The 24,199-nt window shown below is 69.2% G+C and carries 18 protein-coding genes and 6 pseudogenes; 8 read left to right on the forward strand and 16 right to left on the reverse strand.

Annotated features, from left to right (window positions below; genetic code table 11):
* Window positions 1-83: 83 nt before the first annotated feature.
* From JNO44_RS34105 to JNO44_RS43935, 3 genes and pseudogenes are all read right to left on the reverse strand, one after another.
* Window positions 84-794, reverse strand: coding sequence for an SDR family oxidoreductase (locus tag JNO44_RS34105; RefSeq protein ID WP_205367804.1), 711 nt, complete (start codon window positions 792-794; stop codon window positions 84-86).
* Window positions 795-1,531: 737 nt separating this feature from the next.
* Window positions 1,532-2,224, reverse strand: a pseudogene (locus tag JNO44_RS34110) (transposase); the annotation flags it as partial.
* A gap of 25 nt (window positions 2,225-2,249) precedes the next feature.
* A pseudogene (locus JNO44_RS43935) lies at window positions 2,250-2,638 on the reverse strand (NAD(P)H-dependent oxidoreductase); the annotation flags it as partial.
* Between the two features lie 245 nt (window positions 2,639-2,883).
* Here JNO44_RS43935 and JNO44_RS34125 point away from each other — a divergent pair.
* Window positions 2,884-3,429, forward strand: a complete 546-nt coding sequence (locus JNO44_RS34125; protein ID WP_240167784.1) for a nucleoside-triphosphatase — start codon at window positions 2,884-2,886, stop codon at window positions 3,427-3,429.
* Window positions 3,430-3,761: 332 nt separating this feature from the next.
* Here the strand turns inward: JNO44_RS34125 and JNO44_RS34130 are convergent, their stop codons facing one another.
* The 5 genes and pseudogenes from JNO44_RS34130 to JNO44_RS34150 all read right to left on the reverse strand — a co-directional run.
* The gene (locus JNO44_RS34130; protein WP_205367806.1) at window positions 3,762-6,086 is read right to left on the reverse strand and encodes an MMPL family transporter; all 2,325 of its coding nucleotides are present in this window, start codon (window positions 6,084-6,086) and stop codon (window positions 3,762-3,764) included.
* A gap of 1,056 nt (window positions 6,087-7,142) precedes the next feature.
* Window positions 7,143-8,366, reverse strand: a complete 1,224-nt coding sequence (locus JNO44_RS34135; RefSeq protein WP_205367808.1) for a beta-ketoacyl-[acyl-carrier-protein] synthase family protein — start codon at window positions 8,364-8,366, stop codon at window positions 7,143-7,145.
* A 249-nt stretch (window positions 8,367-8,615) separates the two neighbouring features.
* Window positions 8,616-9,803 (reverse strand): aminotransferase class I/II-fold pyridoxal phosphate-dependent enzyme, encoded by a 1,188-nt coding sequence (locus JNO44_RS34140; protein ID WP_205367810.1) that lies wholly within the window; start codon window positions 9,801-9,803, stop codon window positions 8,616-8,618.
* A gap of 384 nt (window positions 9,804-10,187) precedes the next feature.
* A complete protein-coding gene (locus JNO44_RS34145) occupies window positions 10,188-10,454 on the reverse strand; it encodes an acyl carrier protein (RefSeq protein ID WP_205367812.1) in 267 nt (88 codons plus the stop codon).
* A gap of 826 nt (window positions 10,455-11,280) precedes the next feature.
* Window positions 11,281-11,574: pseudogene (locus JNO44_RS34150) on the reverse strand (ATP-binding protein); the annotation flags it as partial.
* Between JNO44_RS34150 and JNO44_RS34155 the strand changes: the two are divergent.
* The 3 genes and pseudogenes from JNO44_RS34155 to JNO44_RS34165 all read left to right on the forward strand — a co-directional run.
* Window positions 11,548-11,748 (forward strand): annotated as a pseudogene (locus tag JNO44_RS34155) (LysR family transcriptional regulator); the annotation flags it as partial. The pseudogenes JNO44_RS34150 and JNO44_RS34155 overlap by 27 nt on opposite strands.
* A complete protein-coding gene (locus JNO44_RS34160) occupies window positions 11,748-12,086 on the forward strand; it encodes a transposase (protein ID WP_420882768.1) in 339 nt (112 codons plus the stop codon). The pseudogene JNO44_RS34155 and the gene JNO44_RS34160, both read left to right, overlap by 1 nt.
* Before the next feature lie 170 nt (window positions 12,087-12,256).
* Window positions 12,257-13,711, forward strand: a complete 1,455-nt coding sequence (locus tag JNO44_RS34165) for an MFS transporter (protein WP_240168017.1) — start codon at window positions 12,257-12,259, stop codon at window positions 13,709-13,711.
* Window positions 13,712-13,968: 257 nt separating this feature from the next.
* On the opposite strand, the pseudogene JNO44_RS45280 reads toward JNO44_RS34165, so the two are convergent.
* From JNO44_RS45280 to JNO44_RS34175, 4 genes and pseudogenes are all read right to left on the reverse strand, one after another.
* Window positions 13,969-14,181, reverse strand: a pseudogene (locus JNO44_RS45280) (NUDIX hydrolase); the annotation flags it as partial.
* Between the two features lie 217 nt (window positions 14,182-14,398).
* Window positions 14,399-15,310, reverse strand: coding sequence for an oxidoreductase (locus tag JNO44_RS34170; protein ID WP_205367814.1), 912 nt, complete (start codon window positions 15,308-15,310; stop codon window positions 14,399-14,401).
* Between the two features lie 168 nt (window positions 15,311-15,478).
* A pseudogene (locus JNO44_RS45285) lies at window positions 15,479-15,601 on the reverse strand (IS5/IS1182 family transposase); the annotation flags it as partial.
* Between the two features lie 106 nt (window positions 15,602-15,707).
* Window positions 15,708-17,180: an FAD-dependent monooxygenase gene (locus tag JNO44_RS34175; protein WP_205367816.1), complete on the reverse strand. Its 1,473-nt coding sequence runs from the start codon at window positions 17,178-17,180 to the stop codon at window positions 15,708-15,710.
* 117 nt (window positions 17,181-17,297) lie between these two features.
* Here JNO44_RS34175 and JNO44_RS34180 point away from each other — a divergent pair, with 117 nt between their 5' ends.
* A complete protein-coding gene (locus JNO44_RS34180; protein ID WP_205367818.1) occupies window positions 17,298-17,909 on the forward strand; it encodes a TetR/AcrR family transcriptional regulator C-terminal domain-containing protein in 612 nt (203 codons plus the stop codon).
* A gap of 291 nt (window positions 17,910-18,200) precedes the next feature.
* Here the strand turns inward: JNO44_RS34180 and JNO44_RS34185 are convergent, their stop codons facing one another.
* Window positions 18,201-19,229, reverse strand: a complete 1,029-nt coding sequence (locus JNO44_RS34185) for an aldo/keto reductase (RefSeq protein ID WP_205367820.1) — start codon at window positions 19,227-19,229, stop codon at window positions 18,201-18,203.
* A gap of 131 nt (window positions 19,230-19,360) precedes the next feature.
* Between JNO44_RS34185 and JNO44_RS34190 the strand changes: the two genes are divergently transcribed.
* The 3 genes from JNO44_RS34190 (at window position 19,361) to JNO44_RS43940 (ending at window position 21,156) form a co-directional block, all read left to right on the forward strand.
* Window positions 19,361-20,230 carry a helix-turn-helix transcriptional regulator gene (locus JNO44_RS34190; RefSeq protein ID WP_205367822.1) on the forward strand — a complete coding sequence of 290 codons (870 nt, stop codon included), beginning with the start codon at window positions 19,361-19,363 and terminating at the stop codon, window positions 20,228-20,230.
* A 468-nt stretch (window positions 20,231-20,698) separates the two neighbouring features.
* Window positions 20,699-20,803, forward strand: a complete 105-nt coding sequence (locus JNO44_RS44885) for a zinc-binding dehydrogenase (RefSeq protein WP_338058591.1) — start codon at window positions 20,699-20,701, stop codon at window positions 20,801-20,803.
* 41 nt (window positions 20,804-20,844) lie between these two features.
* Window positions 20,845-21,156, forward strand: coding sequence for a hypothetical protein (locus tag JNO44_RS43940; protein ID WP_240167785.1), 312 nt, complete (start codon window positions 20,845-20,847; stop codon window positions 21,154-21,156).
* A 224-nt stretch (window positions 21,157-21,380) separates the two neighbouring features.
* Here the strand turns inward: JNO44_RS43940 and JNO44_RS34205 are convergent, their stop codons facing one another.
* The 3 genes from JNO44_RS34205 to JNO44_RS34215 form a co-directional block, all read right to left on the reverse strand.
* The gene (locus tag JNO44_RS34205; protein WP_205367824.1) at window positions 21,381-22,271 is read right to left on the reverse strand and encodes an ATP-binding protein; all 891 of its coding nucleotides are present in this window, start codon (window positions 22,269-22,271) and stop codon (window positions 21,381-21,383) included.
* Window positions 22,272-22,553: 282 nt separating this feature from the next.
* Window positions 22,554-23,183 (reverse strand): DJ-1/PfpI family protein, encoded by a 630-nt coding sequence (locus JNO44_RS34210; RefSeq protein ID WP_205367826.1) that lies wholly within the window; start codon window positions 23,181-23,183, stop codon window positions 22,554-22,556.
* 105 nt (window positions 23,184-23,288) lie between these two features.
* The gene (locus tag JNO44_RS34215; protein ID WP_338058592.1) at window positions 23,289-24,068 is read right to left on the reverse strand and encodes an NAD(+)/NADH kinase; all 780 of its coding nucleotides are present in this window, start codon (window positions 24,066-24,068) and stop codon (window positions 23,289-23,291) included.
* Between the last annotated feature and the right edge of the window lie 131 nt (window positions 24,069-24,199).

Below are 24,199 nucleotides of genomic sequence, written 5' to 3' on the forward strand. Positions count from 1 at the left end.
GGGGCAAGCTCGCCGGCGCCCAGGGGCGAGGAAGTGTCTTGGCGCCCATCGCGCCCACGGTGACACGATCAGGAACCGTGGCTTCAGCGCCCGCCCAGGCTGCTCCCGCCATCGACATCGAGAACATGGCCGGTGATGAAGCCCGCCTCGTCAGACAGCAAAAACGCCACAGCCGCGGCAACATCGTCGGGAGTGCCCAGACGCCCCATCGGAATCGAAGCAATTGCCCTTCGCTCACCCTCACTGCCGACCGGCCGCGCTCGACGGAACAAGTCCGTCGCCGTCGGGCCGGGCGACACCGCGTTGGACGTGATGCCATCCGGGGCCAGCTCCAACGCCCACGACCGCGTGCAACCCACCAGCGCGCTCTTGGCCGCCGCATAGGACGTACGGTCCTTGGCCCCATACGTCGCCCGCGAGGTGATGTTCACGATCCGACCGAACCGCTCCGAACGCATGCCCGGCACCAGCGCCTGGACGATCTGGACCGAAGCACGCAGGTTCAAGTCCACCACCTGCTGCATGACCGCCAAGTCCAGGTCCTCGATGGGCTGGGGCCGGGCGATACCCGCATTGTTGACCACCCGACACACCGCACGCCCCCGGGTGACCTCCTTGAGCATGCGCGCGGTGTCCTCGACATCGGAGAGATCACACCGCAGGAACGTGCCGGGGAACTCGTCCTCGGGCGCACTGCGAGCCACACCGATGACCCGGTATCCCGTCTCCGCCAACCGCCGAGAGACCGCCAACCCGATGCCCTTGCTGGCGCCGGTGACCAGAACGTCTTTCATATCGCTCCTCAAGCCTCCACAGTTTTCCAGCCGTTGCCCGCCTCGTCGCATCGAACACGGCCACGCACACCATAGTTACACCCCCAACCCACCGGGCTCACAGCTCCCTTCCCTCCAAGTCCGCACCCCGTCTGAAGGCTCAAGACGCAGTCCAGCAAGGTCGGTGCGCTGTCCGGGCAGGGTGGCGGCCGGCCGCACTCGCCGACTTCTCCTTCCCGTCCACAAGCTCCGGGCAACTGCACCCGGTACGACACGCACCCGCGGCACGGCCCTGTCCGGCCGGCCCGCCGACAGGGCACCGCACCCACTGCCTCTCCGCGTCTCGCCTTGGCCGGCTCCGCCCGCTGCGTGCGAAGGTGAAGGTGAAGGTGCAGTCAAGACGGGCTCTGACCGACGCGATGTGTAGAGGCCCGGCGCCGCCGGATGGCTCGACGAACCTGACGGCCGACGGTGGTACACGGTCTGGGACCCGGACGAGTTCGCCGCCGTGGTGGCCAGTACGGGCTTCGTGGTCGACGGTGTAGACCGGGGCCCATACGTCGAGGTCTGGGCGACCCGCAGCGGCTGACCTCCAGGTCGGGACTGTGCTCTGGGGGTCGGGCGAGCCGTATCCAGGGACGCGCTACGCGGATGGAGATGGCATGACCGGTCGGCAACGCTCCTGACGTGAGCAAGTAAGTACGCGTCGGACCGCGGATTTACTGGCCAGCCCCCTCTCTCCTGAATGACTGCGCTCGTCAGGGTGTCGTTGGGGTGTCCAGGGCCAGGCCGGTGCTGGCTATGAAGCCGTTGAGGACCTCGGGTCGGCACTGGAGGCGTTTGAGCCGATTGCGGACGATGATCTCGAAGCGGTCGAGGGCCATGACGGCGAGGTTGGCCAGGCTGCGTTTGACGTGTCCCCACACACCTTCGACCGGGTTGAGGTCGGGTGAGTAGGCGGGCAGCAGCAACACCTTGAGCCAGTCGCACTCGGCGCTCATCTTCCGCATCTTGAGGGAAACATGGGTGTTGAGACGGTCCCACACCAACACGAGCGGCGCCTTCACGAGCTGGTGGACGCCATCGATCAGCGCGATGAAGCCCCGCTCGTCCATGCTGCGGCGCTGGTCCTTGCCCGCGGGGTGGGCGCGCAGGCGGTGGCACAGCCGGGTCCGGGAGCCGGGGCGCATCGCGATCAGCCCGGCCACCGACAACCGTCCCGAACGCCCTCCGCTGACCGTCACGACCGACGTCACGCCGCGCCGTGACGCAGGCGCACCCTTTGGGCGGCCCGCGGGTGAAGCCTGCCTCGTCCTCGAAGCAGATGTGGCCCCCGCAGGCGGCTCTCGCTCTTTTACCTCGGCCCAGGTCACCTCCTTCCACACGGCGACGGCCTGCTCGTCGTGCTCGGAGGCCCGCCGGGCGGGGACTTGCGGGCTGAAACCGAGCCGGAGAGGTCACCCTGACGAGCCGAGGTCAGTAGCCGCGTACGTGCAGCCCGCCCCCGTGCGGCCCGCGGGCTCCAGTCCCGTCTTCAGGTGCAGCGAGGGGATCTCGTAGTCACCGAAGTTCTGCTGCCGGAAGGCGATCGGCTCGGCCGACTACAGGGTGAGCAGGCGCTGTTCCCATGTCTTGACGCCGTCCGAGTACTCCTCAGCGGTCATCCGGTCAACGCCGTACAGCACGAACGGCGGGAGCACCTCGATGCCCGGGTAGTAGAGGATGCCATGCTGGATCGGGAACAGCAGAGCGTCGATGGGGCCGTTGATCCCGCGAGCGGCGTAGTGCGGCTCCGGGCCGCCGACGGTCACCAACAGCAGAGCCCGCTTGCCCACGAGGGTGCCTTCACCGAAGCGCGCACCGTACGACTCCAACGTACTGTCCGGCACCACCGACCAGGTCAGCGGTGGCGAGACGGCGTCGCCCTCCCCCGCTGTGGCGTCGAGGAATCGCCTCGTGATCACGGAACGTCGAGCTCCTGAGTGCAACACCCGTCATACGCACGGCTTTACCCACGACCGACCCGCCGGCACGGGTCCGGATGGACACGACACCTGACTGGCCGCGTACGCCGCCGGGTGCGGTGGAAACCTCGTAGAACGGACCTGATATGGAGAGCGAGATGCCAACACGAATCCTGCTTGAGGGACGACCAGCCGTGGGCAAGACAACGGTTGTCCGCAGATTGGCCATGCTGCTGCACACCCGTAAGACTGTCGGCTTCACCACGGAGGAGATCCGGCAAGGCGGCATCCGGACCGGATTCGCGCTGGAGACGCTGACGGGCGGTCTGCGAGCCGTGCTCGCCCATGTCGACTTCACAGGTGCACCCCGGGTGGGCCGGTACGGCATCGACCTGGGCGTCATGGAACGGCTCGCACTGCCGCCGCTCAGGTCAGCGGCGACGGACCCGATTCCCGGGACGCTCGTGCTGATCGACGAGCTCGGGCGTATGGAGCTGGCGTGCACCGCGTTCCAGGACACGGTCCGGCGCCTGTTCGAGACTGAGATCGACATCGTCGCCACGGTCCACGCGAAGAGTGACCCGTTCACCGACGCTCTGAAGCAGCGTGCCGGCGTCGAACTCGTCCAGGTGACCCGAGCGAACCGGGACGCCCTTCCCGAGACCCTGGCAGCACGGTTGGAAAATCCGTGACGGTCGTATGCGGTTTCTGACGCTGCCAGGCACGTTGCTACGCCGGCACCGCGCCCTCGTTGTCCGCCACCGCGCCGCCCAGTCCCGGCCGAAACGCGACCGCGCACCCTCCACCCCATCCGCGCCCTGTTACCGCGCCTGGCCCGAGAGAATCCGCACTGACCAGTCCCTCAAGCTGCCTACGAACCGCACTCACCCAAGAAGCGAGCCGAGTGGAGCAAGGGCTGCCTCCAGCCAAGGATGGAGGGGGTGCCTCCCGGAGTGATGCGGGAGGCGTCGAAGCCGAGCAGGTCCCGGAGATGGATGGTGTGGTGGCGGGCGAGGGTGGCCGGCTACGCACTCAAGAGCCCCAGCTTGCGGTGGAGACGGCGCAGAGGAGGTGGCGCCCACCAGTTCGCCCGCCCGGCAAGTCTCATCACGGCCGGTACGAGCACGCCGCGCACCAGCGTGGCGTCCAGCAGCACGGCCAGGGCCAGGCCCACGCCCAGCAGCTTCAGGAAGGTGATCCCCGACGTGGCCAGCGCGAGCATGACGACGGCGACGAGTACGGCCGCAGCGCTGACCAGGCGTCCCGTGCGCTCCAACCCGGCGGCGACCGCCTGGGTGTTGTCCCCGGTCTCGATGTACACCTCCTTGATCCGTGAGAGCAGGAACACTTCGTAGTCCATGGAAAGTCCGAATGCGACGCAGAACATCAGTACCGGAATGGAGATGTCCACCGAGCCGGTGACCGTGAAGTCGCCAACCAGGGACCGTAGATGGCCTTCCTGGAAGACGTACACCATCGCGCCGAAGGTTGCCGTCAGGCTGAGCAGGTTGAGCAGTACGGCCTTGAACGGGACCAGCACACTGCCGGTGAACAGAAACAGCAGCACCACCGTCGTGGCACCGATGATCAGCGCTGCCTCGGGCAGCCGGTCGGCGAGCGCGTCACGTGTGTCCGCGAGTTCCGCACCGTCGCCTCCGACGAGCACCCGGCCCGGTGCGCTGTCCGCCCGCACCCGCTGCGCCAGTTTGACGCCGGCGGAGGAGTCCGGCTCGACCGAGGGCACCACGGACAGCCAGCTGGCATCACCCGCGGCGAAGGAGGCTGCGGACGCGGCCACCACCTGCCGTCCTGCGGCGTAGGAGCCTGTGACGGTGTCCACCCGGGCCACGTCCGGCAGAGTCGACAGGCGGGCGGCGTAGGCGGCGATCCGGTCGCGGTCGGCGGAGCCACTGACGGTGGGCAGTACTACGGACAGGGCGGAAGTCTCGCGACTGGAGAACTCCTCCTGCACGGACTGTGCCGTACGGTGCGCGGGCGCGCTGATGGGCAGGACCCGGTCGTCAATGAGGCCGAAGGAGATCCGGGTGAACGGCAGGCCGAGCAGCACCAGCAAGGTGATCACTCCGGCCGCGCACAGCACCGGTCGCCGCATGACGGCAGTGGCGAGCCGGTGCCAGAATCCGCCTGTCGCGGTCCCGGTGGCCGGCCCGGCCAACGTGTCATGGTCGGCGCCTGGTTGCGGTCCGCGGCGGAACAGCCGCCGCACGTCCAACGCGTCGATCCGTGGGCCGAGCAGGCCGAGCACCGCGGGCAGTACCACCAGGGCTGCGAGGGCCGAGAGCGCTACCACTGCCACGCCCGCGTAGGCGAAGGAGCGCAGGAAGTACAACGGGAAGACCAGCAGAGCCGACAGCGAGAGCGCCACCGTCAGCGCGGAGAACAGCACGGTGCGCCCGGCCGTGCGGACGCTCTGCGCGACCGCCTCAGCGGTGTCCAGGCCACGCGCCCTCTCCTCCCGGTAACGGGTGACGATGAACAGGCTGTAGTCGATGGCCAGGCCCAGGCCCAGCGCGGTAGTGATGTTGATGGCGTATACGGACACCGAGGTCAGCTCGGACAGGACCCTCAGTACGACGAAAGTGCCCAGGATGGAACACACGCCGATGAGCAGGGGAAGGACGGCCGCCACCGCACTGCCGAACACGAAGAGCAGGATCAGTAGCATGACGGGGGCCGCGTACGCTTCGGCCCGGAAGAGATCCTGGTCGCTCTGGTTCTGGACTTCCACGTACACCTGCGCGGTCCCGGTCGCAGCGAGCCTCAGCACCCCCTGACGGCCGGTGAAACGGGGGACGAGTTCCTTCGCGATGTCCCGTACCCGGTCCTCGTCGCCTGCCAGCCGCAGGAGCACCAGCGCCGAGCGCCCGTCACGGGCCCTCAGCGGCGACGCCAACGCGTGCGGGGTCGTCCAATACGACGTGACCGACAGCACGCCCGGCTCCTGGGCGAGCCGGCGGCTGAGGTCTCGACCGGCGGTCGCGTCCAGCGGGTCATCGACCGAACCCGAGGTGCGGGCCAGTAACACCAGATTGGGCGCACCCGATCCGAAGCGGTCGGCGAGGAACTTCGCGGCCTTCGACGACTCCGCCGCCGGGTCGGTGAAGCCACCGCCGGACAGCCGGTCGGAGACACCTCCGCCGATCGGGACGGCGGCTGCCACGGCCAGCAGCACGGCAACCAGTACGAGTACGCGGCGCCGGACCAGGAGACGTCCGAGAGCGGCGAGCCGGGAACGGTCGGACCGCTTCCCGAGCCCGGGTCCGGGGGGCGGGCTTCCGGCGGTGGTGGTTCTGGTGGCGTTGGACACGGTGAAGTCCTGTTGGTCCACTAGAGGTTCGGTTCCCTTCGCGCGGTCGGACGCCCAGGCACAGAACTGTGAAGGCTACGGCCAGGCCGTATCGCTCGGGCGGAAGCAGAGACCGGCGCTGCAACTCCTCCACCGCCAAAGGCAGGACCGCGGAGGCGCAGTCGCCGTGTACCCGTAGTTCGTGTCGGGAGGCAGCGAGTGTGTCGGGGCGGGGGGGAAGGTCGAGGCTGCTCTCGGCGATGTCGAGGCTCTTCCTGGTAGTGCCGCATCCGTGCGGCAGTGGACCAGTACGCCACGTCGTCGAGCGCCGGGCTCACCGGCACATGGCGCTGCGAGATGCCGGAGCTCGCGGCGATCCGGTCGACGAGCCGCCGCTTGGCCCCGTCGTCCGCCATGTGCGTGAACTCTTCCTGGCTGTAGGAGATCGCTGGTAGGGCCACCACTACTCCGGTCACTACTGCCGAACCGCATCCACCCATGTCCCATCACTCTCACCTCTGCAATCGCACTGAGCGTCGCGTTACCTCACCCGCGTGGGGCCGGAGCACCTCGGCCGGAGCACCTCATGGGTGCAGCATGTCGCCTGGGGAGCCGGAAAGGTCGGCCACCAGACGTGACCGACGTGCCGTCGCACCGGCGCCCACTCTGAATCCTGCGGCAAAGATCGGTTGATCCGGGGTGGCCAGTGGCAACGGCGTAGGTCGAGCGTCTGGGTGGGACGGAGTGGACGGCTTCGACCCTGCGCCCGCCGCCGGATGCGACGGTCCGTCACGTCCCCACTTCACCACACAGCCCAGAGCATCGCCATCGAGCCATGACTGTCGCGCGCGAGGCAGGGGCGGGAGGAGCCTTGTCGCCCTGTCGTTGTTGGCTTCCCAGGTGGGTGCCTCCCGTGACCGCCTGCTGGTCACCGAGACTGGCCCAGTCGAGTGGATGTCTGAAGAGGGACAGTGCGACCCATGTGGGCACGTCGAGGTGGGACGCTCGCCTCCGCACCGGAGTCAACGGCTGGCGGCACCGCCCGTGGCACGCTGGAGAGCTGGAGCGCTCACGGGAGCGCAGCGCCGTCCGATGCGCTCATTCCCCTACAAACACCAAGACGGTGTTGTGCCCGCCGAAGCCGAAGGAGTTGCTGACGGCGGCGTTGATGGCCGCGGCTCGGGGAGCCTGGGTGACGATGTCCAGTTCCCAGTCAGGGTCTTGGCGGTGGAGGTTGGCAGTGGGGGGAATGAGCTGGTGTTGCTGGGTGAGGACGGTCAGGGCCGCCTCGATGGCACCGGCCGCTCCAAGAGAGTGGCCCAGAATGCTCTTCGGTGCGGTGACGGGGGGCGGCGCCGGGCCGAAGATGCGATGCAGGGCACGTGCCTCGACTGTGTCGCCGACTGGGGTGGAGGTGCCGTGGGCATTGACATGCCCGACGTCGCGGGAATCAAGGCCCGACTCCTTCAACGCGGTACGCAGCGCGTGTTCGACGCCGATGCCCTCAGGATGCGGGACCACCGGATGGTAGGCATCGCAGGTGCAGGCATGTCCACCGAGCAGTGCACGCTGGTCGGCACCGCGACGTAGGGCGTGTTGAGGGCGCTCAAGGACGAGGACCGCAGCGCCCTCTGCGAGGACGAAGCCGTCGCGGTCGACGTCGAACGGACGAGAAGCGAGTCGAGGAGCGTCGGTGCGCTGTGAGAGGGCGTGCATCTGCTGGAAACCAGTGACGGTCATCCGCGAGAGTCCGGATTCGGCGCCGCCCGCGAGAGCGATGTCGCAGGCGCCCGAGGTAACCATACTGGCGGCGACCGCCAGGGCGGTGGCCCCGGAGGCGCACGCGCTGGCAACAGTGAAGTTCGGGCCGCGGGCCCCCAGGGCGATGGCGACCTCGGCGGCAGCCATGTTCGGAACGCTGCGCGGCAGTGCGAGGGGGGAAACCAGTTCCGGGTGGCCTTGGCTCAGGACTTCGAACTCGCGGAAGTAGGTGTTCATACTGTTGCCACCGACGCCGAGGACGACGGCCACGCGGGGAGCGTTCCAGGCGCCCGGTTCGAGTTTGGCGTCCCTGACTGCCTGCTGGGCTGCGGCGAGAGCGAGGTGGGTGAAGCGGTCCAGTCGTCGGGCCAACCGCCTGCCATGAACGGCGTCGGCGTCGAACCCGTCGACCCGGCAGGTGATGTCCACAGGGAGCCCGGCCAGGTCGGGATCGGTGCGAGCCACGCTTTGTCCCTGGCACACCGTGGCCCAGGTGGCTTCGGTGGTGAGTCCGCCGGGGGTGATCATCCCTATGCCGGTGACAGCAGCCTTGCATCGCATGTCCGCTCCCTTCGGTAGGGCGTCGCGACGTGGTGGCAGAGCGGCGGGCCTCCCATGCTCTTGGGGCGACCGCGATGGCACGTACCAGTGCCGGCAGCTCGTTGCAGGGCGAGCAGCTGGGCCGCGTGGTTCGGAACGGCAGGTCAGGCACTTCGCGCACGTCGCCGCTTCTGCTGACCTGACGGTCCGGTGGGCGGCAGCGCCGGTGGTGCGGCCGGGGCGAAGCTCGGCGGCATCGGCCGCATCGGATCAGGGCGGCAGGAGCTGTCCGACAACCTCAAGGATCCGGTCAACCTGCTGCGGGGTGTGCGCGGCCGTGACCGAAAGGCGGAGTGCGAGCCGGTCCCCCGCCACGCTGGGGGGCAGAAACGCGCCTGTAAAGACACCCGCTTCGAGGAACGCCCGCCATGTCTTCAGGCCGTCTTCCAAGGTCTTCAGACCCTGTTCGGGCTTCCCCGCCGGCAGCGCGACCGCAGGGCCCGGCCAGGACGGCACACGGTGCCCTTGCTGCGCCAGGCCGCGGTGCAGACGTCGAGCCGACTCCCACAATGCGGCGCGGAGCTCGGGCCGGGCGCGAGCCGTCCGTACGGCCGCCAACGCGGCGGCCGCGGACGCGGGCGCCATCGATGCCGAATACATCGCCGCATTTCCGAAGTGGCGCAGGCTGCGGATGGCCTTCACGGAGCCCGCGACGAACCCGCCGACGGAACCGAACGCCTTGCAGAGGGTACCGGTGATGAGGTCGATCCCCTCCTCTACGTCGAAGTGCTCGCCGACGCCTCGCCCGTTGGTTCCGAGCACCCCGATGTCGTGCGCACCGTCGATGATCAGGCCGCCGCCGTAGCGCTTGACGAGTGCGGCAAGTTCCGGAACCGGGCAGAGGTCTCCGCCGAGGGAGAACGCGCCCTCCGTGACAATGACGGGGACCTTTCCCTTGTCGGCAGAGATCCGCATGAGCCTTTCGGCATGGGAGACATCATTGTGCCCGAACCGGCGACACTCAGCTCGTCCGAGGCGGAGGGATTCCAACAGGGAGGCGTGGATGTGCTGGTCCGCGATCACCATGTGGCCGGTGTCGAAAAGGGAGGACAGAGTCAGGTTGGCCTGGAATCCCGTTACGGTCAGCATGACCGCGGGGCGGCGGAGAAAGTCGGCCAACTCCTCTTCCAGCTCATGATGGAGTCGGACAGTGCCGAGCATCGGAGATCCGGTCCAACAGGTACCGTACTCGGCGGCGGCATGTGAGGCCGCCGCGCGCACACCGGAGTCGGCGGTAAGCCCGAGGTAATCCGTCGAGGCTGCGTTGACCGCGCGTATGCCATCGACGACGACCTCGCCCGGTGTTGGCCGGTCCTCGATGACGTGGTAATAGGGGTAGATGTCGCGACGGGAGGTGAACTCGTCGATCAGGGGGGCATCAGCGATCCAGCCAGTCATGGTCATCCTGTCGATATGGTTCGACACCTCTTCACGGACCGGGTGGTCACCCGCAGGCCACGAATGTGGTGAAGAAACGTCCTACTGGGACACAGACTGCGAACTCCGGAATCTCCATGGAGTCTGTCACTACAGCCGCTGCACCGTGTAGAACACGGCTCGGATGACACGTCGCCGTTCCTTTTCCTACTGAATGCCGAGCAGCAGACGGCTCACTCACACACTCCGACAATACCTGTCCCGCGACCGTCGGGCCAGCCGCTCGCGTTCGATTCGGCGCCCGGAGGGCTGAGAGTGTTCTGCCCGATCAGCTGGCTGCGGCGCTCCCCCAAGTGTTCCCAAATGACGGGGTATTCGGGTTGCCGCAGCGGCACTCAGCAGTGCCTACTCCAGGACGGAAGGCATGGAATCCCCGTGCGGAGAGGTACCTTCGCCGGAGGAGACGAAGTGCGTGGCAATATCTTCGAGCGTACTGTCGAGCGTCACACCACTCTCATCGAACCGCAGCCCCGTCCTTTCCGTGATCATCACTGTTAGCTCCGCCAACGACAGCGAGTCCATTTCGAGTGCTCGGGCCGTTGATTGGGGATGGACCAGGTCTGACGATATCCCGAACTCCTGGACCAACAGGCGGGAGAGTGTCTCGTACATTAGGGAACACCCTTCTCGTACCGATGTCTTCTCGTGCAACACAGACCACGGACTTACCATGGACTCCGGACGTTCAGCGGAGCCTGCCACCGCGGCGCTTGCGTTTGCGCGGCGCCGTTGAGGTTCAGATGGCACGTCGCTTTCTTGCTTGAATTCTGCGCGGGAGTAATACGCTCGCGCACGCCGACAATTCCTGTCCCGCGACCGGCTCCGGCCAGCCGCCTTATCGATTCTGCACCCGGAAGGCGGTGGCCGCCCGCCCGATCAGCCAAACGGGATAGTCCCTCAACTGGCCTTGTCGAGTTGCCTGGGCGCAAAATCATGCTCCACGCCGGGCGACTTTCACACGGAACCACCGCCTCCTGGTGCTCCAGCCGTCTACCGCACGGCCGACCAGACACTGCGGCAGCACCGGAGTCGTCGAGGTAGAAGTTGCGCTTGCGGAAGCCAGACGTCGCGACGGTGCGACCGCCGTGGGGGGACACCGCGAGGCAGCAGGAGGACGCTGGCGTAGCCGTGGCTCCATGGCGGCGGCGGTCGAGTGCGACGTCGACCGAGCCGTCGTCGAGAATCATCAGGTCCCACGTGTCGTGGGTGTGGGCCGGGTCCGCGTGGTCGGTGAAGCGTGCGGGGAAGACCTCGGCGATCCCTGGGACTGGCGGCTTCCAGGCGGTGATGGAGGTGCGGGGTCGGTCTGAGGCCATGCCAGGGAGGTACAAGACTGACAGGGTCCGTGCGCGGCAGGTTCGTGACGCCGGCTGGAGAGTCGAGAGGTCGCTCCCGGTTGCCCGGCCTTGAGGGGGGATGTCGCATGCCCGAGTCCGCTGCGGCTGCGGATGTCCTCGGGGACGCCGGGGCCGGTGTCGCCGAACTCCACGAGGAGTCGGTCGCCCTCCCTGGCTGTGCGGACCGTCAGGGTGCCGTCGTGGCCCGTGCTGCCGATGGCGGCCACCGCGTTGTCGATGAGGTTGGTCCACACCTGGTTGAGTTCCGCCGGGTAGGCGGGTACCTCGGGGAGGGAGCGGTCGTAGTCCTTGACCACCCTCACCCGAGGGCCGATCTTGCCGGACAGCATCAGCAGCGTGCGTGACCGATGAAGTTCGCAGTGATCGGCGGTACGGGCCTGATCGGATCGCAGGTCGTGAAGAAGCTGAACGTGGCAGGGCACGAGGCCGTGCCGCATTCCATGTCCACGGGCGTCGACGTGATCACTGGGCAGGGCGTGGAGGAGGCGGTGGCCGGCGCCGACGTCTGCACTTCATGGTCTTCACCGAGAGCTTCGACGCCGGCGTCATGAGCCGCTTCCTGGATCGGCTCGCCGGTCACGTCCACCGCAAGGTGCACCTTGTCGTGGACGGCCACTGCGCCCACCGCTCCCGCAGGGTCCGACACTGGCTGGCCCTGCACGCCGAACGCACCGAGCCGCACTTCCTGCCCGCGTATGCGTCCGAGCCCAACCCCGACGAGTTGGTCAACGCCGATCTCAAGCGCAGCCCGCCGATGCACAGCCGGGCTCGCGACCAGGCCCAACTTGCCGCCGAAACAAGCAGGTTCTACCACCGCCGCCAGCGCCAACCACACGTCGTCCGCGGCTACTTCGGTGGCCCCACGTCCGCTACATCCTTGATGTAGACCATGTGATTCTCGGGTCAGTAGCGACGGTCGCAGAGGGTATCCATTTCACGCCATGTGCTGGACGAACACCACGTCCGGATCCCGCCAGTTCTGCTCTTCCGGCTCCGGTTGGCTTATGGCCGCGACATGCGTCACGCCGACACGTTCGAAGGGGCAAGAGGGAGCCGATGACCAAGACACCACCAAGGCCGCGACACTCAGGGTGGCTGCTCACCGCGTTACTGGGCGGAATGTTCCTAGGCAATGTCGACATCGCCATCGTCAACATCGCCGCCCCCTCGATCCAGCATCATCTGCACGCCTCCGGCGCCCAACTGGAGCTGATCGTCTCCGGCTACACCCTCACTTACGCCGTGCTGCTCATCACCAGCGCGCGGCTGGGCGGTGCGCGAGGGTACCCGCGGATGTTCCAGCTCGGTCTCGCGACCTTCACCCTCGCGTCGCTGGCCTGTGGCCTGGCACCAACGCCTGTCCTCCTGGTGGTCGCCCGCGTTGTACAGGGCGCCGGTGCCGCGCTACTCACCTCGCAGGTGCTGACCGCCATCCAGCTCACCTTCCAGGGCCCTGCCCGCAGCCGGGCCCTGGGGCTGTACACGGCGGTGCTGTCGGGCAGCGCGGTGTTCGGCCAGGTCATCGGCGGTGTCCTGGTGTCGGCAGATCTGTTCGGGACCGCCTGGCGTCCGATCTTCCTGATCAACGTCCCCATCGGACTCTGCCTGATCGTTGTTGGCCGGCACTTCCTCCCGGCAGACGTACAGCGCGGCACGCAGCGCATGGACCTAGCGGGCGTGGTCGTCCTGTCCGCGGCGCTGCTGCTGCTCGTCCTGCCCATGGTGCTGGGCCGTGATGCGGGCTGGCCCACATGGACGTGGCTGTGCTTCGCCGCAAGCCTGCCCACCTTCGCGTGGTTCGTCGGAGTTGAGCGCCGCGTGGGCCGACGAGGCGGGCAACCACTGATCACTCTGTCTCTCCTCACACGCAAGCCGGTGGTGTATGCCCTAATCTCTCAGGCCGCCACCCGGGCCACGTACTTCGCTCTGCTCTTCGTGCTTGCGCAGTACCTGCAAGCAGGACTCCACAAGAGCGCCACCTACTCGGGCCTCGTCCTGGTGTCCTGGGTGGCCGCCTTCGGCGTCTCCGGCCCGCTGCTCGGTCGCATGCCCGCCGCCGTCAAGCACTGGGGTGCCCCCCTGGGCACTACGCTGCTCGCGCTCGCCTTCGCCGGCATCGGCGTCGGAGCGTGGGCCGGCACGACCAGCGGCGTACTCCTGACGACCCTGCTCGGCCTCGGCGGACTGGGGTACGGAGCCGCGTTCAGCGGCACCCTCGCCCATCTGACCAGCGCGGTGGAGGACCAGTACGCGCCGGATATGAGCGGGCTGTTCAACACGACCCTTCAAGTGGGCGGCGTACTGGGCGTCGCACTCTTCGGCACCGTGTATCTGGATCTCGCTCCGAGCGGCGGACGCACGGCAGCGGTGCACGGCTTCATGGTGATCACCCTCGTGCTGAGTGCTGTCGGATTCGCGGCAGCGGTCCTTTCACAACTGGCGGCCCTCAGCAAGCCCACCGCGCCCTCCGCGGCAAGCAGCGCCCCCGACCGGCCCAAGACCGCAGCATGAAGGGCGGCGGCCATCGGGGCAGGGCGGTTGCCCTGAAGGCAAGTCAGAACCCCGACCGCTTCGGACCAATAGGCCGAGGAATACACGCAACTTCCGCGAGAAGGTCCAGTTCCGGGGGTGACTGGTTGGCCTCCTCGACAAGCCGGATGAGAGCATCGCCTGAGCCTTTGCCCGCGATGTTCGGTGAACTTGGCGGCGGCGGCGAAGTTGAACCGGCGGGTGGCGCGTCCGCTGCCGGAGCGGTCATCGAAGTGGCCGAGGTGGTCGCCGACGGCGGAGACTGCCAGGCCGGTCTTCTCGGCGTCCTCCCGCCGCAGGGCCTCGATCAGGTTCTCGCCCTCGTCGACGCCGCCGGACGGAAGCTTCCGCAGTCCGCCGGGGGTAGTAGTCGGCCGTCCAGTGCACGAGTAGGACCCTCCCGGCCCCGTCCGCGATGACGGCGCCGACGACGGTCTTCTCGATGTCGTCACGTTCAGCGGTACGGGTGAGGTCGTCGAGGAGTGCGGTGTCGAGGGGAGGTGAGGGCAGCAGCGAACGGGTGGACCCGCCGTTTCAGGCCCATGCCGGTGACCGCGAACCGCGCGAGCGAGTGGTCGGCGGGGATCTCGCGGCGGGACGTGCCCCTCTCTGGCCCTCAACAGAGCTACCCCCGTGTGTGCGGGGACGACACACTGATGCGGATCGCGCTCAGGCCCAGCCGGTGCTCTCGTCCGGCTTGTCGAGGAGGGCCATCTCCTCGTCGGTCAGGCGCAGGGCTCCTGCGGCGATGTTCTCCGCCAGGTGCGCCGGGTTCCTGGTGCCGGGAATGGCCAGCACATGCGGACCGCGGTGGAGGGTCCAGGCGAGCCGCACCTGGGCCGGCGTCGCATGGTGGGCGCGGGCAACGGACTGGACGCGCGCGTCCTGCTCCCGGCCTGCGGCTGCCTCACGCCGCAGGCCGGAGACCACGAAGAACGGGACGAAGGCGATGCCCTGCTCCCCGCACAGGTCCACCAGCCCACTCTCGTCGGCGCGGCGCCGGTCCAGGCCGTAGGAGTTCTGCACGCAGGCCACGGGCGCGATCGTTTGGGCCTCGGCCACGTGCTCGGGCAGGACAGCGGAGAGCCCGAGGTGCCGGACCAGGCCGGCATCGCGCAGCTCGGCGAGGGCGCCGAAGTGCTCGGCGATCGAGGCTGTGCGGGGGCCGCCGGCGCGCAGGTTCACCACGTCCAGGTAGTCCCGGCCGAGCTGGCGCAGGTTCTCCTCGACCTGGCCGCGCAGTTGGTCGGGGCGGACTGTGGAGAGCCACTCGCCGGAGGGATCGCGTGTCGGGCCGACCTTGGTCACCACGACCACGTCGCCGTGCCAGGACGAGAGGGCGCGGTTGATGATCTCGTTCGCGGACCGCAGTGGTGAGAAGTAGAAGGCGGCCGTGTCGATGTGGTTGACACCCTGCTCGAACGCTCTGTGCAGCAGGCCGACGGCGGCATTGCGGTCGATCGGCGCGCCGTCGGAGTTCCCCCTCATGCCGTTGCCCGTCAGCCGCATCGCGCCGTAGCCGATGCGATTCACCTCCAGGTCCCCGAGCTTCCAGGTACCTGCGCTCGCCGCTGCGCTCACCGTGCTCCTTCGCCCGTCGGTTCGTCAGGCCCTGGAGTATGGGGCCGTCTGGGTGTGCTGCGACAGGTCAACGGGCTGGGCGAAACATCACGTCCCCATCGGGAACCAACCATCGTCGCAAAGCCGTTGGACTTGACGAGAGAGCACCGGGCAGGACGAAGTTTCAGAGGAGAGGCAGAAGTCCACGACCTTGCCTCTCCTCTCGGTGCAGCGCCGCGGCGTGCCGTAGTCGTTCATCCACGAGCGCGTGCGCTCTGGCTTGTGGCCCCGCCGTGCGATGGACGCATGGATATGGATGGGGTACCCCCCGGCTGGGGCTGGGAGTCACGCGCTGATCCGGCCTGGTCCGTAAGGGAGCGGCGCCGGGCGGGTCCGGCGGGGGGCTCACCGAGCGCGCTCAGCGGCACAGGGTGCGCAGGGCGGTGAGGCAGTCCGCGGCCCGGCGCTGCGGATCGGTGTCGGTGCTGGCCCAGGTGATCCGGGCGTCCGGCCGGATCAGAACGGCGGTGACGTCCCGCCAGATCGGATCCGCCGCTTCGGTGTTGACGGTGACGGTCCGCTGTTCCAGGCCGTCTGCGGAACACGGCGTCCGCGTCCCGCCGAGGTCCAGCAGCAGCGGCCGGCCGTGGTGCATCAGCGGGTGGGCGGTGGGGGCGTCGGCCGCGTCCAGGGCGAGGCCGGCCAGTCGCGTGCCGTTCAGTGGGTGCGCGCCGGGCACGGTGACGGCGGGGTGGGGGTCGTCGAAGCCGGCGATTCGGCGGGCCCACTGGCGGTTGGTCTGCGGTTCGGCCAGCGCGGCGGACCAGACCTCGCGCAGCGCGATCTGCTCGGGGCTCACCGCGGCGAACAGGGCGAGCTGCGCGCGGGTGTTGTCGATGACGGCGCGGGCGGCCGGCCGGCGCTCCGTGTCGTAGGTGTCGAGCAGTCCGTCCGGCGCCCGGCCCTGGAGGGTGGCGGCCAACTTCCAGCCCAGGTTGGTGGCGTCCTGGATGCCGAGGTTCATGCCCTGCCCACCGGCCGGGAAGAACATGTGCGCTGCGTCCCCGGCCAGCAGTACCCGTCCGGCCCGGTACCGTGCGGCCTGGCGGGTGGCGTTGCCGTAGCGCGACAGCCACCGGGGGTTGCGGAGGCCCAGGTCACGTCCCAGTAGCGTGCGGGTCTGCTCGTGGACCTCCTCCAGGGTCAGCGGTTCGCCGGTGCCGTGGTGCATGGTGGCCGTGGAGAGGCCCGCCAGCCGGTGGACGCCGTCGCCGATCGGGGCCGCCAGGAACGAACCGGCCGGCCCGGTGGCGGCGAGCGGCGCGGTGGGCGGATCGTCGAGTTCGACGTCGGCGAGCCACCCGGTCAGCGTGGTGTCCTGGCCGGGGAAGTCGATGCCGGCCGCCTGGCGCACCGCGCTGCGGGTGCCGTCGCAGCCCACCACCCAGCGGGCCTGCACGGTCCGGTGGGTGCCGCCGGCCCGGATCACCACCTCGACGGCGTCCGGCCCCTGGGTGAGCGAGACGACCTCCTCGCCGCGCAGCACCCGGGCGCCCACGGCAACCGCGTGCTCCTCCAGGAGCTGTTCGGTGACGGACTGGCCGAGCGCCAGCATGAACGGGTGCACCGCCCCGACTGTGGAGAAGTCCAGCCGGGTGGTCGCCGCGCCGAAGTGGCCGGTCGGCACCGGGGTGCCGCGTTCGATGAACCGCTCCGCAAGTCCTCGGGTGGCGAAGGTGTCCAGCGTGCCGGCCTGCATGCCGACCGCGCGCGATCGTCCGTCCGGTGCCGCTCGGCGTTCCACGACGGTCACCTCCGCCCTGTGCAGGCGCAATTCCGCGGCGAGCCAGAGCCCCACCGGGCCGGCCCCGGCGATGAGCACGTCGAGCATGACGACCACTTCCCCTCATTCTTATCCATTGGACAAGAGCGAGCATGCCTTAGAATTGTCCATTGGACAACAGGGGTGGGACAACAGGCGCGGAAGCCGACCGGGAAGGCGCATCGGATGGGCACGACACAGGGTGAGATCGTCGCCGCCACACTGGCGGTCCTCGACGAACACGGGCTGGACGGGGTGACCATGCGCGCCGTCGCGGCCCGGCTCGGGGTGCAGCACAACACCGTCCGCTGGCACGCCTCCAGCAAGGGCCGCCTGCTCGAACTGGCCGCCGACGAACTCCTCGCGCACTGTCTCGACGAGCCACTGCCCGAGGCGTTCCCCGACCGGCTCAAGGAACTGAGCCGCCGCTGCCGCGCGGCGCTGCTCTCCCACCGCGACGCCGCCAGAATGGTCGCGGGCGTGTTCGCCGCCGAGCCCCACACGCTGCGCTACGCCGACACCGTGATCGCTGCCCTGCTGGCGGCCGGCCACTCGCCACGCACGGCCGCGTGGACCCACTGGTCGATCTTCTACCTGACCCTGGGTCTCACCCAGGAACAGCAGGCCGCCCAGCAGACCGCACCGGCCCTCCTCCCGGACCAGGTGCCGGCCGACACCTACCCGGCCCTGGCCGCGGTCCGGCCGCACGTCGGCCCCGACAGCTTCGACCAGCGCTTCGAATTCGCCCTCGACCTGATGATCGCCGGCCTTCCCCGGGTCGAGGAGCCGGCCGGCTAGCTGGCTGCTGACGGACAGAACTGTGCGGCGGGCACTCCGACTTGAAGTAGCAGTCACGCACCTTCATGCCTCTGTCGAGGCACACCTCGCGGGTGCCGGGCGGCGGCGGCACACTCATCATGAGCCAGCCCGCAGGGCGGCAAGACACGACACGAGCCCATACCGACCGGCACCCTGGACGCAACGGCTGCAGACCGAGCTCCTGCGGCCGATTCAACAAGTCAGACACCCCCGGCTTGGGGCTTCGACCCAGCACCGGCCAGGGGGGGGTGGGGCGCCCCGCGGCCCGGGTCAGCGGCGGCGCAGCGCCTTGTCCGTGAGCGCGGGCGGATCGTAGTGGGTGATGTCGTGGTTGAGGTCGGTGCCGGGTGGCACGACCTCGTCGATGCGGTCGAGGATGTCGCCGCTGAGCACCGTTCCTGCGGTGTCCAGCAGCGAGGTGAGCTGGTCGTGGGTGCGGGGGCCGATGATCACGGAGGTGATCGCGGGGTGCGAGAGGACGAATCCGGTGGCGAGTGCGGGCAGGGTCAGTCCCGCGTCGGCGGCCACCTTCTTCAGCTCGGTGGCCGCGGTGAGCTTGGCGGCGTTGCCCGGCAGGCTCGTGTCGAACAGCTGCGGCAGGAAACCTGAGCGGGTGGCCTCGCTCGGTGCCGCGCCGTCGGGGCCGCCGTACTTGCCCGACAGCCAACCGCCCGCGAGAGGGCTCCAGGTGAGCGCGCCCATTCCGTACTTCTGCACGGCGGGCAGCACGTCCCGCTCGATGGCGCGGGTCAGGATCGAGTACGGCGGCTGCTCGCTGCGGAAGCGGACATGACCGCGCTTCTCGGCGACCCACTGGGCCTCGACGATCTCTCCGGTGGGGAAGGTGGACGAGCCGATCGCCCGGACCTTGCCGGAGCGCACCAGGTCGGACAGCGCCGACAGGGTCTCGTCGATGTCGGTGTTCGGATCGGGGCGGTGCACCTGGTAGAGGTCGATCCAGTCGGTTCCGAGGCGGCGCAGGCTGTCCTCGACCGCACGGACGATCCAACGCCGGGAGTTGCCACGCTGGTTGGCGTCCGGTCCCATGGGGTTGTGGAACTTGGTGGCGAGGACGACGTCGTCCCGGCGGCCTTTCAGGGCCTTCCCGACGATCACCTCGGACTCGCCGTCGGAGTACATGTCCGCGGTGTCGATGGTGTTGATGCCGGCGTCGAGGGCAGTGTGCACGATGCGCACGGCCTCGTCGTGATCCTTGGTGCCCCACGCGCCGAGCATCATCGCGCCGAGGGTGTACTCGCTGACGGATATCCCGGTGCCGCCGAGGATCCTGCGGTTCATGCCTGCTCCCATGCCCTTCGTGTACCTGGTGTCGGAATCCACCCTGGCCGTCGGCCCCCGCACCAACCAGACCCGGCGGATCCTGGTACCCGCAGGGCCAGACTGGCCCCGGCATGCCGGAAGATGGTCCGATGCATGCCGAGCCGGAGATCAACGCGTTCCTGAAGGCCCGCCGGGCGACCCTCGACCCGGCCGACGTCGGCCTGCCGCCCGGCGGGACACGGCGCAGGGTGCGCGGGCTGCGCCGTGAGGAGGCCGCCCGGCTGGCGGGCATCAGCGTGGAGTACTACACACGCATCGAGCAGGGCCGCGGCGGGAACGTCTCACCGGAGGTGCTGGACGCCCTCGCCCGCGGGCTGCGGTTGACCGCGGCCGAGCACGCATACCTGCGGAACGTGGTGCACCGGGCAGCGCGCGGCGGGACCGCGTGCCGCCCGGTCCGGGAAGCACCGCAGGTCGTGCGGCCCGGCCTGCACGCGGTGCTCGACGCGATGGACGGCGTCGCGGCCCTGATCTACGGCCGCGCCATGGACGTGCTGGCGTGCAACCGGCTGGGCGGGCAACTCCTGTGCGGTTTCGCGCAGCAGTCGTCGGAGGAGCGCAACATCGCCAGGCTGATGTTCCTCCACCCGGACGTGGCGACCAGGCACCCGGAGGCCGCGCAGATCCGCCGCGAAGTCGTCGCCGAGCTGCGCGCCCAGGCCGGCCGTACCCCGGACAGCGGCCGGCTGTGCGAGGTGGTCGGCGAACTACGAGAACAGAGCCCGGAGTTCGCCCGACTGTGGGAGTCACAGGAGGTCGAGAGGAAGGGACACGGCGTCAAGCGCATCCAGCACCCGGAGTACGGCCAGCTGGAGCTGCACTTCCAGGCAGTGCGACTGCCCCCACCGGACCAGGAACTGACGATGCTGCTGTACGCGGCAGAGCCCGAATCGCCGTCCCAAGCAGCACTGCTTGCGCTGTCGGGAAGAGCCACACCTCATGCGGACGCCGTTGGTTAGCTCGGCCCCCCGGGCGCCGGCGAGGACGGCTCGCGCGCCCGGTCCGCCCGGCCGTTGCACCCTCGGCCGACCCGCATGGCGCCGGCGGTCTTCATCGCGTTGCGACCGGACGCTGCTGCGCAGTCAAACGAGCAGCCCTGCTGCTCGGGTTGGGGGAAAAAGCGGGGAGGGCTGAAGCGTCGGAGATTCTGTGGCGGTCGAGTGGCTCACGGCGGGCTGGAGACGGGTACAGCCGGGCGGCGACCCTCAGGCTTCCGGACCCACCACGTCAACTCCAGCCTGGGATGGGTAGCTTCGCGCCCCAGCGGAGGCGCGGCCCCTCACGACCGGCCAGCCGACCGACAGCGCCGCCGGTGGCGTCGGCCACTTCGCCGTCCAGTTCGCCAAGCACGTGGGGCTCATGTCATCGCCACCACGAGCAGCGGCCGCCACACGTAACTCAGGGAACTCGACGCCGACAAGGTGCTGGTGGAGGTCGAGGAGGTCTTTCCGCTGGAGCAGGCCGCAGCAGCCCACACCCGCGGAGAGAACGGTCGTACCCGCGGCAAGGTCGTCCTTCGGGTCACCACCTGATCCGCTGCCCGCACACGCTTCCCGCAGATCGGAGCATCCTGATGTGCTACGAGATCCGCCACTATCAGAGCCGCCCGGGGCGCCGGCAGGAGTGGGTCCGCTACGTGGAGGAGGTGGACATCCCCTTCCAGACGTCGAAGGGCATGGCGGTGACCGCCTCGTTCACCGACGAGCAGGACGATGACGGCTACGTGCGAAACGGCGCCGTCTTGGTCACCCAGACGGTGGCCCAGGGCAGCCCCGACACCGGGATCGGAAGGCGTCCGGCGGCGTCCACGACGCCCGCCGGTGGCACGTGGATCAGCATGAAGGGCGGGCGCCTGGACTACGACACCGCCTTCACCCGTCGCTGACGACACCCGAGGCGCGGCCTCGCCCGAGGCCGCGCCACCCCCACCCATGACAGCCAAAGCCGCGGAGCGAGCGACGGCACTCTCCGTCCGCCGGTGAACCGCATCGACCGGCCCCCGACAGACAGGCAGTTCCCGGCAGTTCCCGGCAGTTCCCGCCAGTCGCCAGTGCTGCTCCGCAGAACTGCGTGGGGCCTCGGGAAGCCGCGTCTGGATGCGTCGGGGTGTCAGGTGAATGAGAAGTGGGCTGCGGCCTCGGCGGGCGTGGCCCCTTGATGGCGTCCGGGGACGTCGTGGACGGCGTGTGCGCCCTCGGCGTGCAGTTGGTCAGTCCCGGCGTGTCGGGCCATGACTGCGGCGTAGGCGCGGACGTCTGCGGCGGTGATGTCAGTACGGTCCCGCTCCGCGTGCTGCTGGAGGAGAGCGCCGAGGTCGGGCGGAAATCGCAGCATGGTCACCGGGGCATTGAAGCGCCTGGCGATGGCGATGAGTCGGGCGCGCGCCTGTGGGGTGACGTTCGTGGACTCGGCGAGTGCTGTGTGTCCGGCGGCGAGCCGGGCGACGATCCTGCGGTCGCGTTCCTCGAAGATCCGAGCGTCCGCCGCGTCGGAGTCCGCGTCGGTAGGTGAGGTGCCGAAGAGCTCCGCGCGGATCACGTCGCTGGAGACCACGGCGTCCTCGTCGATCTGCCCACGCGCGATCAGTGCCCGCACGAAGCTGGTCTTGCCGGAAGCCGGAGGGCCGACGAGGAGCACGAGTCCCGCCGGCACGCGGGCCGGCCCGGAGCCGCCCGGCGCGTGAGGCTTGAGGTAGAGGTCGCCCGCGCGGTCCAGGGCCTCCTCCGCCGAGCCGGCGGGCAGGCCGCTGGGCAGGATGCCGTCCCGGTAGCTGTCGTTGCCGGCCTGGTAGAGGGCGAAGCCCCAGGTGTGCAGTACTCCGGTGAAGCGCAGGCGGCACAGAGGCACTCGCTCGCCGTCCTTCAACTCGCCGTCCAGGTAGGCGAAGCCCGTCCGGAAGCGGACGTGGACCCGGGCCAACTGCGGCCAGCGACCGGCGGCATGGGCGTTCAGGCGCTGGCGGAGGTGGTGCTGCATGGACTCGGGCGGGTTCTTCGGCACGGTCCCATCCTGCCGAACCGGGCCGCATCCCGCCATGATCGCTCGTTGGGAGGGCGGGATCGGGGCGAGGGGCGGCGGTGGCCATGGCACTGGACGGGGAGTCACACGAGCTGCTGCAACAGGTCACCTCCTCGGCGAAAGCACAGGCCCGGCAGGTGCATCGGGCCCGGATCGTGCTGACCGCGGCCGACGGAGCAGGCTGCCCGGGTCGCCACCGGCGGGTACGGACCGCTGGAGCCGCTGGCCCGCGACGAGGTCAACGTGGGCAAGGTGGTCGAAGCGTCAGACGAGCGTCGGCGTGGGGGCGGGGACGGGCAGGTAGGGGGTGATGTTGCGCCAGGCACGCTCGACGTACTCATCCTTCTCGCCGACCGGGGCGACATAGTGCAATGCGCCCTCGGCGGCGTCCTTGCCTTCCAGTCGGGTGATGACCCAGGCGGCGAGGTAGTGCGAAGCCAGGCAGCCGCCGGCGGTGGCGACGTTGTCCTTGGCGTAGAAGGGCTGGTTGAGCACCTCGACGCCGGCCGCGATGACCCAGGGCTTGGTGGTCAGGTCGGTGCAGGCGGGGATGTCCTTGAGCAGCCCGAGCTTGGCCAGTACGAGCGCGCCGGAGCACTGTGCCGCGATGAGTTGGCGCGAGGGGTCCAGCCCCCGCAGGACACTCATGACCGCCGGATCTTCGACGACCTCACGGGTGGCGATGCCGCTACCGATGATGACGGCGTCAGCGGTGCACGCCTCCTCCAGTGTGGACATCTGCTCGACGACCACCCCGTTCATGGACGTCACCTTGGGGCCGGGGGTGGCGATGGTGACGCGCCAGTCGTCGGCCTTGATGCGGTTGAGGACTCCGAGTGCGATCAGGGAGTCGAGCTCGTTGTACCCCTCGAACGTAAGGATGGCGATGTGCATGGCGGCTGTCCCTCCAGGTGAGCGCGGATTGACCGCGACGGTACGGACCCGCGAGCAGGACCGTCAATGAATGTCACCGCATCTCGGTCACCACGGCGGAGCCGTTCACCGCCTCGGCTCACACGCCGCGCAGATTGCTCGGCGCCGAACTGCGGGGCATCGCCCTTCGTCCGGTGCGGTCCCGGCATCACGGCAGTCGGCTTTGGGGCCGGGCCTGTTGGATCCGGCAGTGGGCCCGGCCTCTGGCGAGGCGTCGCAGAGCGGCCGGTTGCGCCGATCTGCTCCCACGTACCTCTGCCACCCCACCTCGACCTGCCACAAGATCAAGCGTGAGACGCGCGTGCAGAGCCCGGCGTCGTTGAGGGCGTTGACGTCCAGCGGCAGACCCCAGCCGTCGCCCGCGGTGCTCTCCGGTCGCGCCTGCGGTGGCGGCAGGGCTGGGCCGCGTCCGTAGCAGAGCAAGGACTCCAGTTCGGCGGGCACCTCCGGGAGGCGGGAGGCGCGCACGGTCAGCGTCATGCGCTCCTCGACCGGGGCGTGGCCGGCATGGACGGCGTCGAGGGCGGTGGTGATGTCGCAGGCCGGCGCTTCGGTGAGGAAGCCGACCTTGCCCAGATCGACACCGAGCACGGTGGCACCGGTCTTCACGGCGATCCGGGCGCCGCGCAGGAAAGTCCCGTCCCCTCCCAGGGTGACGACCAGGTCGGGGGCGCCGGCCGCGCGGGCCTCCTCGCGCGCGGAACGGCGGTGCTGATCCGTCGACCAGACGTCGATCTCGGTGCAGGGGACCTCGTGCGCCTCGCACCAGGCGTGCACGACGCTGGATGCTTCCCGGGCGGCGTCCCGGCCCTGGTGGACGACCAGTCCGACGCGGTGTACGGGCATGGCGGACCGCGTCTGGTTTCCTCGTTCCACGGCTCTGCCCGCCGGAGTGCGGGGACTGCCCGTTCTCACCCGGTCACTCCTGGGGCCTCGGCGCGCGATCGGCCCACCGACATGCCGCTCGCCCCGGCCGA

This window comes from Streptomyces noursei, from assembly GCF_016917755.1.
Classification (GTDB): domain Bacteria; phylum Actinomycetota; class Actinomycetes; order Streptomycetales; family Streptomycetaceae; genus Streptomyces; species Streptomyces yunnanensis.

Bases quoted from the DNA above. Each gene is read 5' to 3' on its own strand.
- JNO44_RS34105 (WP_205367804.1), bottom strand. From the start codon at position 794: ATGAAAGACGTTCTGGTCACCGGCGCCAGCAAGGGCATCGGGTTGGCG.
- JNO44_RS34125 (WP_240167784.1), top strand. From the start codon at position 2,884: ATGGAGAGCGAGATGCCAACACGAATCCTGCTTGAGGGACGACCAGCC.
- JNO44_RS34135 (WP_205367808.1), bottom strand. From the start codon at position 8,366: ATGCGATGCAAGGCTGCTGTCACCGGCATAGGGATGATCACCCCCGGC.
- JNO44_RS34140 (WP_205367810.1), bottom strand. From the start codon at position 9,803: ATGACTGGCTGGATCGCTGATGCCCCCCTGATCGACGAGTTCACCTCC.
- JNO44_RS34145 (WP_205367812.1), bottom strand. From the start codon at position 10,454: ATGTACGAGACACTCTCCCGCCTGTTGGTCCAGGAGTTCGGGATATCG.
- JNO44_RS34160 (WP_420882768.1), top strand. From the start codon at position 11,748: ATGAGCCGCTTCCTGGATCGGCTCGCCGGTCACGTCCACCGCAAGGTG.
- JNO44_RS34165 (WP_240168017.1), top strand. From the start codon at position 12,257: ATGACCAAGACACCACCAAGGCCGCGACACTCAGGGTGGCTGCTCACC.
- JNO44_RS34175 (WP_205367816.1), bottom strand. From the start codon at position 17,180: ATGCTCGACGTGCTCATCGCCGGGGCCGGCCCGGTGGGGCTCTGGCTC.
- JNO44_RS34180 (WP_205367818.1), top strand. From the start codon at position 17,298: ATGGGCACGACACAGGGTGAGATCGTCGCCGCCACACTGGCGGTCCTC.
- JNO44_RS34185 (WP_205367820.1), bottom strand. From the start codon at position 19,229: ATGAACCGCAGGATCCTCGGCGGCACCGGGATATCCGTCAGCGAGTAC.
- JNO44_RS34190 (WP_205367822.1), top strand. From the start codon at position 19,361: ATGCATGCCGAGCCGGAGATCAACGCGTTCCTGAAGGCCCGCCGGGCG.
- JNO44_RS43940 (WP_240167785.1), top strand. From the start codon at position 20,845: ATGTGCTACGAGATCCGCCACTATCAGAGCCGCCCGGGGCGCCGGCAG.
- JNO44_RS34210 (WP_205367826.1), bottom strand. From the start codon at position 23,183: ATGCACATCGCCATCCTTACGTTCGAGGGGTACAACGAGCTCGACTCC.
- JNO44_RS34215 (WP_338058592.1), bottom strand. From the start codon at position 24,068: ATGCCCGTACACCGCGTCGGACTGGTCGTCCACCAGGGCCGGGACGCC.